Origin of the sequence: Aureivirga marina, from assembly GCF_015767265.1 — a bacterium.
In the GTDB taxonomy this organism is placed as follows: domain Bacteria; phylum Bacteroidota; class Bacteroidia; order Flavobacteriales; family Flavobacteriaceae; genus Aureivirga; species Aureivirga marina.
This window is the reverse complement of the sequence record NZ_JADPIB010000001.1, coordinates 154,848-167,464: the sequence shown is the minus strand read 5'-3', so window position 1 is coordinate 167,464 and position 12,617 is coordinate 154,848. Positions and strand designations below refer to the sequence as shown.

10 protein-coding genes are annotated in these 12,617 nt (G+C 28.6%); 4 read left to right on the top strand and 6 right to left on the bottom strand.

Annotation, left to right across the window (positions count from 1 at the left end):
- Positions 1-13 precede the first annotated feature (13 nt).
- Positions 14-1,306 (top strand): UDP-N-acetylmuramoyl-tripeptide--D-alanyl-D-alanine ligase, encoded by a 1,293-nt coding sequence (locus tag I1A51_RS00795; RefSeq protein WP_196890477.1) that lies wholly within the window; start codon positions 14-16, stop codon positions 1,304-1,306.
- Here the strand turns inward: I1A51_RS00795 and I1A51_RS00790 are convergent.
- Positions 1,303-2,154 carry an N-acetylglucosamine kinase gene (locus tag I1A51_RS00790; protein ID WP_196890476.1) on the bottom strand — a complete coding sequence of 284 codons (852 nt, stop codon included), beginning with the start codon at positions 2,152-2,154 and terminating at the stop codon, positions 1,303-1,305. The genes I1A51_RS00795 and I1A51_RS00790 overlap by 4 nt on opposite strands.
- A gap of 329 nt (positions 2,155-2,483) precedes the next feature.
- Here I1A51_RS00790 and lpxK point away from each other — a divergent pair, with 329 nt between their 5' ends.
- Both lpxK and I1A51_RS00780 read left to right on the top strand, forming a co-directional pair.
- A complete protein-coding gene (gene lpxK, locus I1A51_RS00785; RefSeq protein WP_196890475.1) occupies positions 2,484-3,524 on the top strand; it encodes a tetraacyldisaccharide 4'-kinase in 1,041 nt (346 codons plus the stop codon).
- Entirely contained in the window at positions 3,496-4,308 is an 813-nt protein-coding gene (locus I1A51_RS00780; RefSeq protein WP_196890474.1) for a purine-nucleoside phosphorylase, read from the top strand. The genes lpxK and I1A51_RS00780 overlap by 29 nt, the downstream gene beginning before the upstream one ends.
- Positions 4,309-4,379: 71 nt before the next feature.
- Here I1A51_RS00780 and I1A51_RS00775 read toward each other — a convergent pair whose 3' ends face one another.
- From I1A51_RS00775 to lysS, 4 genes are all read right to left on the bottom strand, one after another.
- Positions 4,380-5,585 (bottom strand): M28 family peptidase, encoded by a 1,206-nt coding sequence (locus tag I1A51_RS00775; protein ID WP_196890473.1) that lies wholly within the window; start codon positions 5,583-5,585, stop codon positions 4,380-4,382.
- Positions 5,586-5,790: 205 nt separating this feature from the next.
- On the bottom strand, positions 5,791-6,402 hold the full coding sequence (locus I1A51_RS00770) for a porin family protein (RefSeq protein WP_196890472.1): 612 nt from the start codon (positions 6,400-6,402) through the stop codon (positions 5,791-5,793).
- Between the two features lie 127 nt (positions 6,403-6,529).
- A complete protein-coding gene (locus tag I1A51_RS00765; protein WP_196890471.1) occupies positions 6,530-7,435 on the bottom strand; it encodes a LytTR family DNA-binding domain-containing protein in 906 nt (301 codons plus the stop codon).
- A gap of 124 nt (positions 7,436-7,559) precedes the next feature.
- Entirely contained in the window at positions 7,560-9,254 is a 1,695-nt protein-coding gene (lysS, locus tag I1A51_RS00760; RefSeq protein ID WP_196890470.1) for a lysine--tRNA ligase, read from the bottom strand.
- Between the two features lie 538 nt (positions 9,255-9,792).
- Here lysS and I1A51_RS00755 point away from each other — a divergent pair.
- A complete protein-coding gene (locus I1A51_RS00755; protein WP_196890469.1) occupies positions 9,793-11,226 on the top strand; it encodes an SDR family oxidoreductase in 1,434 nt (477 codons plus the stop codon).
- Here I1A51_RS00755 and I1A51_RS00750 read toward each other — a convergent pair.
- Entirely contained in the window at positions 11,219-12,568 is a 1,350-nt protein-coding gene (locus tag I1A51_RS00750; RefSeq protein ID WP_196890468.1) for an MATE family efflux transporter, read from the bottom strand. The two genes, I1A51_RS00755 and I1A51_RS00750, sit on opposite strands and share 8 nt — an antisense overlap.
- Positions 12,569-12,617 lie beyond the last annotated feature (49 nt).

Below are 12,617 nucleotides of genomic sequence, written 5' to 3'. Positions count from 1 at the left end.
TTATTTTTGTTTTATGAGAATAGAAAACATTTACAAATTATATAAAGAACATTTTTTAGTAGATACAGATACTAGAAAAATTAGAAAGAATAGTATTTATTTCGCATTGAAAGGAGAAAATTTTAATGGAAATAAATTTGCTAAAGAAGCTTTAGAAAAAGGTGCTTCTTATGCTATTATTGATGAAGAAGAATATGTAAGTTCTGAAAAAACAATTTTAGTAAAAGATGTATTAAAAACATTACAAGATTTAGCTTCTTATCATAGAGAGAAACTACAAATTCCAATTATTGGATTAACTGGAAGTAATGGAAAAACAACTTCTAAAGAATTAATTAATGCTGTTTTATTTGAAAAATATAAGACACATGCAACTATTGGAAATTTGAATAATCATATTGGTGTTCCCTTGACTTTACTTCAAATGAAGCCTGATGTAGAAATTGGAATTGTCGAAATGGGAGCAAATCACCAAAAAGAAATTGCGTTTTTATGTGAAATTGCAAAACCAAATTTTGGTTATATCACGAACTTTGGAAAAGCACATTTAGAGGGATTTGGTGGAATAGAAGGTGTGATAAAAGGAAAAACAGAATTGTATCAATTTATTAAAAAGATAAATGGAATTCTTTTTATAAATAATTCAATTCCAAGACAAGTAAAAGAATCGGAAGGAATGAATAGAATATTTTTTGGTACAGAAGAAGACATTCCTAAAACAAGGTTTCTTGAATTAACTCCTTTTGTGAAATTACAATTAGAAGACAATGTTATTCAAAGTAATTTAATCGGAATCTATAATTATACAAACATTGCAGCAGCGATTTCTATTGGAAATTATTTTAAAGTAAAAAATGAAGAAATAAAAAATGCAATTGAGAATTATATTCCAACAAATAATCGTTCTCAAATTCTTGAAATTAAAGAAAATCAAATTATTCTTGATGCTTATAATGCAAATCCAAGTAGCATGAAAGTTGCTTTGGAAAATTTTTCTATGCTTAAAAATCCTGATAAAATTTTATTTTTAGGAGATATGTTTGAAGTTGGAAAGGATACAAAAAAGGAACATCAAGAAGTGGTAAATCAAATTGAAAATTATGATTTTGAGCGTATATTTTTAATTGGAAATCATTTTTTTGAAACAACTATTTGTAAAGAAAACATTTCAAAATACAGTGATTTTTCTAAATTTTCGGATGAAAATAAAGAATTTTTAGTAAATCTTACAGGAAAAACAATCTTAATAAAAGGATCAAGAGGAATGGCTTTAGAAAGAATTGTTCCTATCATAAAAGAGGATTAAAGTAATTCTCTTTTATGATAAGCAATTAATTCATCAATTGGTTCTTTAATAATTCCTGAAATTTCTAAATTATATTTATTTGCAACTGTTTCTAAAACATCTTTAAAATAATGAGCAATAGATCCGATAAAATAAATCGGAACCATGTGTGCATGTGTATATGGTAAAATTCTACACATCATAAATTCCTCAAATCCGTCAAGAATCAATTGTTGCACATAAGAATTTTCAATATGTTCAAATAAAAATTTAGAAAAAGAAGCTAAATATGTGTTCGGTTCTGGTTGACTATATAAATTAAATTTGATAAAATCAGCATCAACATTATAAGAAGCAGAAAATTGTTCAGCAATTTCTTTAGGCATTCGATGGTAATAAAAATCGCGGATTAATTGTTTTCCAAAATAATTTCCACTTGCTTCATCCATTAAAATATATCCAAGTGATTTTGCATTTGTTTCGATATTTTTTCCATCAAAATAACAACTATTAGAACCAGTCCCCAAAATACAAACAATGGAAGGTTTCCCTTTGGCTGCCGCATAAACAGCTGCAAGCATATCATCAGCAATAGTGATAGAAGCATTGTAAAAAATACCAAGAAGCACTTCTTCTAAAACTGCTTTAGGCGTTTTTGTTCCACAACCTGCTCCATAAAAAAATACTTTTGAAACTTTTTCTCGATCTTTTACTAATTGGAAGTCATTGATTATTCTACTTTCAATAATTTCTCTTGAAAAAACGGTTGGATTAAGACCAGAAGTTCTCAATCTGAAAATTTCTTCTTTTTCTTCGTTTAAAGCTATCCAATCTACTTTTGTCGAACCTCCTTCTGCTATTAAAATCATATGTTATTTTTTTTATTTTAATAAATGAAATAGGATCCAAATAGAATAAATGTATTATTACAATTTGGGATTTATTTATTTTCGTAAAGATACTTTTTTAAGCTAGGAATCATTTTAATGAACGCAAATTTTTATTATAATTTTAGGAAGAAAAGAATTGATTTTAAAAAATACTCTTAAAGTTCTATAGAAATTAACATTAGATTCATAGGAATTCGTCTATTATTTAGAAGATTAGTTTAAAACTTCGAACTAAAAATAAGAAACTTTAAGAAGAATTCGAGGCAACTAAAAAATAAAACTCTATTAAAATTTCGTACTTTCGCCACATGAAAAAGTTACGAAAAATATTATTTCCATTTTCTATTTTGTACGGAGGGATAACTTCTGTTCGAAATAAACTTTTTGATGTTGGAGTTCTGAAATCGACTTCTTTTGATTTTCCGACTATTGTAGTTGGAAATTTAAGTGTTGGCGGAACAGGAAAAACACCACAAATAGAATATTTGATTCGTTTACTAAAAGATTCTTATCAAACAGCAGTTTTAAGTAGAGGGTATAAAAGATCAACGGAAGGTTTTATCATGGCTGACGCTACTGTAAATGCTGAAATGATTGGAGATGAACCATATCAATATTTTCGAAAATTCCAAAATATTACGGTTGCTGTGGATGCAAATCGTGTACATGGAATACAGGAAATAAAAAAGCAAAAACCTGAAACTGAAATTGTATTACTTGATGATGCTTTTCAACACCGAAAGTTAGATGCTGGATTTTATATTTTATTAACTTCATATGATAGTTTGTATTCTGAAGATTTGATGCTTCCTGCTGGAAATCTTCGTGAATATAAGAGTGGCGTAAAAAGAGCTAAAGCAATAATTGTAACAAAATGTCCTGAAAACCTTTCTTTAGAAGAACAAAAGAAAATTCAAAAGAAATTAAAACTTGATTCAAATCAAGAATTGTTTTTTTCAAAGATTTCTTATGATGAAACTTTAATTTCTCATGAGAAAACAAAAGAGCTTTCAGATATTTTGGATTATGAAATTGTTTTAGTTACTGGAATTGCAAAACCTAAACCTTTGGTCTCATTTTTAGAGCAAAAAGGAGTAAAACTTCATCATATAGAATTTCCTGATCACCACCATTTTACAGAACAAGATATTTTAAAAATTAAAGATAAATATCATGAAATTCCGACGGAAAAAAAACTAATTTTGACAACGGAAAAAGATTATGTTCGTATCTTTGTTAAGCTTGATGCGGTCTATTATATACCCATCAAAACAACTTTTTTTAGTCGTGAAGACATATTTAACAAACTCATTTTAGATTATGTGGGAGAAAGTACAGGAAACAGTTAAGTTTTTAAAGGAGAAAGGAATTACAAAACCTGATTTTGGGATTGTATTAGGAACAGGATTAGGAAATTTAGTAGATGTAATTTCTATTGAAAAAAGAATTCCTTATGATGAAATCGTAAACTTCCCTGTGTCTACAGTAGAAGGACATCATGGAGAATTGATTTTTGGAGAATTAGGTGGTAAAAAAGTTCTTGCAATGCGTGGAAGATTTCATTTTTACGAAGGATGGAAAATGAGTGAAACAATTTTCCCAATTCGAGTGATGAAATATTTAGGTGTTGAAAAATTAATTGTTTCAAATGCTTCAGGAGGTGTAAAAACTGGATTTAAAGTTGGTGATATTATGTTAATCACTGACCATATTAATATGATTCCTGAACATCCATTAAACGGACCAAATGATGAAAGGTTTGGACCACGTTTCGTAGATATGCATGAGCCATATGATTTAGAAATGGCACAATTAGTTAGAACAATTGCACAAGAAAATGATGTTAAATTACAAGAAGGTGTTTATTTAGCATTACAAGGACCTACTTTTGAAACTCCTGCGGAATATCGCATGGTAAGATTAATGGGAGGTGATGCTGTTGGAATGTCAACAGTTCCTGAAGTAATTACAGCAAAACATATGGGAATGAAATGTATGGGACTGTCTGTGATTACGGATTTAGGAGTAGAAGGTTTAGTGGAGCCAGTTTCTCATGAAGAAGTTCAAGAAGTAGCGAAGGTTGCTGAAAAAATAGTTTCTAAATTAGTAGTTGACTTTGTAGCAAGAAGCTAATTCGTAGAATTAAAAAATATAAAAAAAGCTCATTACATGTAATGAGCTTTTTTTATGACTTTATGTAAATATTATTCTTTTATAATATTATATAAATTAAATTTTTCTCCATTTTTGGTTTTTATTTCCACAATATAAGTTCCTGCTTCAAGATTTTTTAAGTTAATTGTTACATGTTTATTATTTGTAGTTAAAGTCAATACTTTTTTACCTAATAAAGAAAAAACAGAAATTTCTCTTTCTTTTTCAGTAGAGAAATCCATTTCAAAAATATCTCTTGTAGGATTCGGATAAAAAATGGTTTTAATATCTTTTATATCATTTGTGTTTAGATTTTCTTCCTCTTGTTCTTCTTCCTCATTACTATTATCATTTGGTGCGCAAAGAACTCCTTTTGTTGTGATATAACCTGTAATTAGTTTACCCATTTCATGAAAATAAGGCATATTAAACAAAGAAATTCTATCAGAAGAACTATGATATCCTGGAGTAATATCATCATTTTCCCAAGATTCACCTAAAAGAACTGCGCCATAACTATTTGACCAAAATGAAGCATGATCACTTGCGTAAGTTCCAGGATTTACAACTAAAGGAATAATATCTAAATCATAATCATCAACAATTGAAATTAAGTCATCTTTTATTTGTGTTGAAGTTGTGTTATTATTAATATCAATATCAAAAACTTTATCATTGTCTCCATCATATCCCATCATATCAATATTGACAACACCTACAATATTTTTATTTTGAGAGAAAAAATAATCAGAGAAATAATTACTTCCTTTTAATCCGTTTTCTTCTTCATCCCAAAGTGCATAAATAATGGTATTTTCAAAACACTGTTCTGATAAGATTCTTGCAGTTTCTAAAACTCCTGCAACTCCACTTGCATTGTCATCTGCGCAGAAATAAGAAACAGCATCATAATGTGCACAAACAATATAAATATCATTTGGATTTACCGTTCCTAATTGCGTTGCATAAATATTTCTTCCTGTACTTGAATAATTTTGTACTGTAACTGTTAGCCCTGTCTCATTTAATTTCTCAACAATATAATCCGCAGCTAAATTATTTCCAGAGCCAGCATAACTTACACGGTGTGTAATAGTAACATTTTCATTGTTAACAACTGTAGGGTCTTCACCTGAAAGCTCACGAACATACGTTGTCATATTATCTAAACTTGTTTGATTAATCAAGCTTTCAATAGTTGTTTGTGCTTGTATAAATGAGGAGATTAAAGTAATCAAAAGGGTAATTTTTTTCATTTGGGTGATAGTTTAAGTTAAAATTGAATAGTTTTTGGGATTAACTAAAAATATGCTTGTGTAAATATAAACATTTTAGCTTAGTCGAATATTAATTTATTTTTTAACAAAAAAAAGAGTAATCTTTTGTTAGATTACTCTTTAGAAGTGTTTTTTGAAATTAATTACATAATTACCTCATCAATCTTGTTTTAAGCCTTTAATTTTATTTTCTTGAAAAGAAATAGCCAATTGAAATCAAAAAAGTTCTGTTTTTAAAATCATCTGAAGGAAGTGTTGGAATTGTTTTACTTCCATCCGAACTATTTACATTCGTTAACCCTAAATAATATCGCATTCCAACATGAAATTTTCCATTGATTTTATAACTCGTTCCAAAATTTAATCCAAAATCCCATCTATTTATTTCACTTGAAATTACAGGGTCTGAACCTCCTAAAGTCGCTAAATATGCAAAACCAATTCCAGGACCAGCCTCCAAACTAAAATTCTTCGCTACATAATATTTTGCTATAATTGGCAATTCTAAATATTCTAAAACAATGCCATTGTCAGTATTGTCTCCATTTCTGGATCCTTTAGATGTATATAAAAATTCTGGCTGTAAAGAAAAATTATCAGAAATTTTAATTTCTGCCATCGTTCCAACATGAAACGATATTCTTGTACTCAAATCTGCATTCGTAATATTTCCAGAAAAAGTCGCAAAATCAAGTCCAGCTTTAATTCCCCAAGTTACTTTTTTAGTTTGCTCATCCTTCTGTGCATGCATGGAAATAATTCCTAAAAGAAAAACAATAATATTTAATCTTTTCATCATAATTATAGTTGATAATTTTATTTGTTTGCAGCAAAACTATAATATCAACCTAGGATGGAACAAATGGAAACACAGACTATTGAGTGAAATGATGCTTTTTGGAGTGAATGAAAATGAAAAAAGATTAGTTTTGAAGAATTTCTTGAATTTTGGTGAAATAAGTTTTAGAAACAGGAACTTTATATGCTGAATTTTCTTGTAAAAACAGATAACGATTTCCCTTCATTGTTTTTATATAATTTACATGATGAATATTTACTCCATAAGAACGATGACATTGTATAATTTTAAATTTTTCCAATTCTTTCAACATATTTTTTAATCGATTTCGAACAATCCTTTTTACTAATTTTCCTTTTTTGACATAATAAATCATCACATATTGATTGTTGGATTCTAAATAAAGAAGTGAATCTAAAGTCAATTTTAATTCCACTTTTCCTTTGTCATTTTCAATTGCAATTTCTTGTTGTAGTTCTATAGTTGGATTTTCAACTTTCAATAGTTGTATTTTATTTTCTAACGAATTTTTTTCTGAATTTAAACTTCTCATTTTAGAGAAAAATAAAGTTCCAACAAATGGAAAAATCAATATCATTAAATGAACACTATATATAAATAATGTATTTAAAAATTCGTTTTGAATTAAATTCTGACTTATATGAATTGGTAAACCATAAATTTTAGAAAATGCATAACCAAAAAAAGGAAGCAAAGCCACGATTAACATATTTTCTATAAAGAATAATTGAAAATGTGTTTTAAGATGCATTTTAGAATGGAAAAAATATTTTCTAAAAATAAATTGTGAAATATATAAACTTAAAAATGCACAAAATCCTTCAGTAAAAGTAAAGAATACACTTATAATTTCTATTTCTTTAGAACTGTAAAATGTATTTGATAAATTAAAAGGTGTGTAAAAAATAAGAAAGAAAACAAGAAAAAAGGTTCCGCTTAAAACATATTTTTTTTTATCAAAATAAAAAGTGGAAGATTCTAAATTTTGTACCAAAAGATTCTGTATCATTTTCGTGTATTTTAATTAATTCAATAACGAATAAAAACAGATTTGGTTACTTTTATTTTAAAAAAAAGACAAAAAAAAGGAATTACTTTATTGTAATTCCTTTTTTTTATATTGTTGAATAATCTTAAGCCATTTCTACAAATAAACCTTCTTCTGTTTTATTTACTTTTGCTAGATTATTTTTTGTCAAAGATTTAATGCTTTTATCCCATTTCTTGTTTGATAAACCGCTTTGAGATTTTAAATCATTTAAAGCAATTGTATTTTCTTTCTTTAAAATTTCGAAAATTGCTTTTTCTTCTTCTGTTAAAGAAACTTGTTTTTTCTCTGGACGCATTTGAGGGAAGAATAATACTTCTTGAATAGAAGAATTATTTGTCATTAACATCACAAGACGATCAATTCCGATTCCAATTCCAGAAGTAGGAGGCATTCCATACTCTAAAGAACGAACGAAATCGTGATCGATAAACATTGCTTCATCATCTCCTTTTTCAGAAAGCTTTAATTGATCTTCAAAACGCTCTTTTTGGTCAATTGGATCATTTAATTCCGAATAAGCATTTGCTAATTCTTTTCCGTTTACCATTAATTCAAAACGCTCAGTTAATCTATCATTCGAACGGTGCTCTTTTGTAAGAGGACTCATTTCTTTTGGATAATCTGTAATAAATGTTGGTTGGATATAATGATGCTCACATTTCTCTCCAAATAATTCATCGATTAATTTTCCAACTCCCATTGTTTCATCTACTGGAATATCTACTTTTTTACAAACCTCACGAAGTTCTTCTTCATTCATTCCGGCAACATCATATCCTGTATGTGTTTTAATTGCTTCTAAAATAGGAACTCTTGGATAAGGTGCTTTAAAGCTAATTTCATTTTCTCCAACAGTTACAGTTGAACTTCCAGTTGCTTCTACAGCTACTTTTTCTAAAAGTTCTTCTGTCATTCCCATCATCCAGTTGTAATCTTTGTAAGCAACATAAAGTTCCATTACTGTAAACTCTGGATTATGTGTTCTGTCCATTCCTTCATTACGGAAATCTTTTGCAAATTCATAAACAGCATCAAAACCACCAACGATTAATCTTTTTAAATATAATTCGTTTGCAATTCTTAAATATAAAGGAATATCTAAAGCATTATGATGTGTTACGAATGGACGTGCAGCAGCTCCACCAGGAATTGGTTGTAAAATTGGAGTTTCTACTTCTAAATAATCACGCTCATTAAAGAACTGACGCATTGCGTTTGTAATTTTTGTTCTTTTGATGAAAGTATCTTTTACATGATCATTTACAATTAAGTCAACATAACGTTGTCTGTATCTCAATTCTGGATCCGAAAAAGCATCATGTACTTTACCTTCAGCATCTGTTTTTACAGCTGGTAAAGGACGTAACGATTTAGACAAAAGAGTCAACTCCTTTATCTTAACAGAAGTTTCACCAACTTTCGTCTTAAATACCTCACCCTTTACACCAATAATATCTCCCATATCCATTAATTTCTTGAATACAGTATTGTAAAGTGTTTTATCTTCAGACGGAGCGATTTCATCTCTGTTAATATAAATTTGCATACGACCTGTAGAATCTTTTAACTCTGCAAAAGAAGCAGTTCCCATGATTCTACGGCTCATCATTCTTCCTGCAAGAATAACTTCCTTCCCTTCGAAACTTTCAAAGTTCTCCTTAATATCCTTAATGTAAGCAGTTGTTTTAAATTCAGCCGCCGGATACGGATCAATTCCTAAGTCTCTAAGTTTTTGAAGTGATTCTCTTCTTACAATCTCTTGTTCTGATAATTGCATTTTTGCCTATTTTTTAAAATCGTTTAACGTTATAAGCTGCAAATATACAATCTATAATAAGAAATTATACCATGAAAACAGGAAAGTATTTATACATTTTTTAAAAAAATACAACGATTTACAAAAAATCTTTATTTTTTATTTTTAAATAATTTTCAAAAAATTAACATTTTAAATTCGTTTTTATGTGTTTTTTAAACGCAAAATAGTTGTAAGATTAAAAAAAGTTTAGTTTTTACTGTTTTCATATTTATGGTAACTCTTTGTAATTCAAAATTTTTTGAATAAAATTTGCCACATTGAAAAATAGACGTATCTTTGTAAGCCGCAGAATAATTAGCGGTTTAGTTGTGTTGTTTTGGCATTTTTTATAATGTCGTGGTTTTATTAAGGCCAATGGAAAGCTTCCCGTGTATCTCTTCGGGACGCTTTTTTTTTGCTTTTTACTTTCCTAAATTTATTTAAATTTTCACTTTTATTTATCGATTTTAATTTCAGATTTATAGTAATTTTATAGGAGAAAATTAACTGTCAAATCATGAAAAAAGTACTACTTACAGGAGTTACAGGATATATTGGGAAAAGATTATTACCGCTTTTACTGGAAGATGGTTATGAAGTAATTTGTACCGTACGTGATAAAAATCGCTTTCCTTATGAAGAAATAGAAGAGGAAAAAGTATCGATTATTGAAGTTGATTTTTTAGATGAAAATTCTTTAAAACAAATTCCAAAAGATATTGATGTTGCTTTTTATTTGATTCATTCGATGAGCGCAACTTCTGGTGATTTTGAATCTTTGGAAATTCAATCTGCTGAAAATTTTAGAGATTATATAAAAACGACTTCTTGTAAGCAAGTAATTTATTTAAGTGGAATAGTCAATGAAAAACATCTTTCCAAACATTTAATTTCAAGAAAACATGTAGAAGAAGTTCTAAAAAAAGGAACATATCATTTAACAACTTTAAGAGCTGGAATTATCATCGGTTCTGGAAGTGCTTCCTTTGAGATTATTCGTGATTTAGTCGAAAAACTTCCTGTGATGGTTACACCAAGATGGCTTAAAACGAAATCGCAACCAATTGCAATTCGTGATATGTTAACAGTACTTCAAAAATGTATTCTTTGTGAAAAAGTATATGATGAAAGTTTTGATGTTGGAATGGATGAAATTCTAACTTATGAAGATATGTTGCAACAATATGCAGAAGTTCGTGGATTTAAACGTTATATTTTAATTCTTCCTGTGATGACACCCAGACTTTCTTCTTATTGGTTATATTTTGTTACTTCTACTTCCTATAATCTAGCAATAAATTTAGTAGAAAGTATGAAAGTTGAGGTAATTTGTAATCCAAATCAGTTAAATCTCTTAGAGTATTTTGGCATTAAACCTTTAACTTATAAAGAAGCTATTAAATTGGCTTTTGATAGAATTGAACAACATCATATTATTTCTAGTTGGAAAGATTCTTTGGTAAGTGGACTTTTCAAAGAGAATATTTCTAATTATGTACAAGTTCCAACATTTGGTTGTTTTGTTGATAAAAGAAATATGGAGATACAAGATTCTGATAGAGTCGTAAAAAATATCTGGAAAATAGGAGGAAAGCATGGTTGGTATTATGCAAATTGGCTTTGGAAAATTAGAGGATTTATGGATAAAATGGTTGGAGGAATTGGTTTGAGAAGAGGAAGAACTAACCCAACTGAATTACATGCAGGAGATACTTTGGATTTCTGGAGAGTAATTTATGCAAATAAAGATGAAAAAAGATTATTGCTTTTTGCTGAGATGAAAGTTCCTGGTGAAGCTTGGTTAGAATTTAAAATTTGTGAAAAAAATATTTTACATCAAACAGCAACTTTTCGCCCAAAAGGAGTTTCTGGTAGATTGTATTGGTATAGCGTTTTGCCTTTTCATGGGTTTATTTTTAAAGGAATGTTAGAAAAAATCGGAACTAGTTAAGATTTTGTTGTCTTGAAATATATTTTTGAATCCAAAAATAACTTATTATTCCAACAATAATATTTGCAATAAAAACAGCCCAGAAAATTCCACTGATTCCAATTAATTTGGAAAGAATATATGCTAGAGGAACATATAAAACAAACATTCGAATTACAACAATGGAAAGTGAAGAAAGAGGTTTATTTAATCCGTTAAACATTGCAGAACTAATTTGAAAAATTCCTTGAAAACCATAACTATATGCAACAATACCAAAATATTGCATTGTAACTTTAATTACTTCTTCATCAGTACTGAAAAGTTCACCGATGTCTTTGGACCAAATTTTATAACAAATCAAAAGAATTAATCCCATAATAAGAGAAAAAATAGTAGTTCTTTTCGCTGCAATTTTCAATCGTTTCCAATTTTTCATTCCGAAATTTTGACCAGTAAAAATCGTCATTACAGAAGCTAATGCTGTAATAATAATTAATCCAAATAACTCTACTTTAGAAACAATTCCAAAAGCTGCAACAGCTTCTTTTCCATAATTTGAAATTAATTTTGTTACAATTGCAATAGATAAAGGAGCGATAATTAATCCAATTGCAGAAGGTCCTGCGATAGAAATAATTTTTTTCCAAGTGTTTAAAATTGTGGTAAACTTTCGAAAATGGATATGAAGAATTTTATCTCTTTTAATTAAAATATAAAGACAAATAACAGCAATAATTGCACGACTCGAAACAGTTGCAATTGCAGCTCCTTTAATTCCTAATTTTGGAAAAGGACCAATACCAAAGATTAAAAATGGATCAATTGCAGCATTGAAAATCGCAAAAGTAATCATCACAATTCCAGGAGTAAATGTATCGCCAGTTGCACGGATAATTCCATTTCCAACCATTGGAATCACCAAAAAAATAGTTCCAAAATACCAAATAGACATAAACTCGTCAATCAATAATAATTGTTCTTGTTTTGCTCCTAATAATTTAAATGTTGGTTCAATTGTATTTAAACCAACAATCATTACAATAAAAACAGCGAGTAAGGCAAGAAGTAAAGTTTCCCAAGCAAAAACTCGAACTTCATTTCTTGGTTCTGAAACAAATTTTTTGGAAACAATTGCGGCAGCTCCAACACTAATTCCCATCGCAATACTTCCAACAAAAGCAACTACTGGAAATGTAAAACTAATTGCAGCAAGATTATCAACACCTAATTTTCCAATGAAAAAAGTATCGATGAGGTTGAAAATAAAAATTCCCATGACACCAAAAACCATCGGCCAAGTAAGTTTGAATAAAACTTTGTTGATTGGTCCTTCGATAATAAATTTTGGATCTCTTTTCATGAGAAAATACTTTGGAAAATAACAAGGTACAAAATATAAATATGGAATA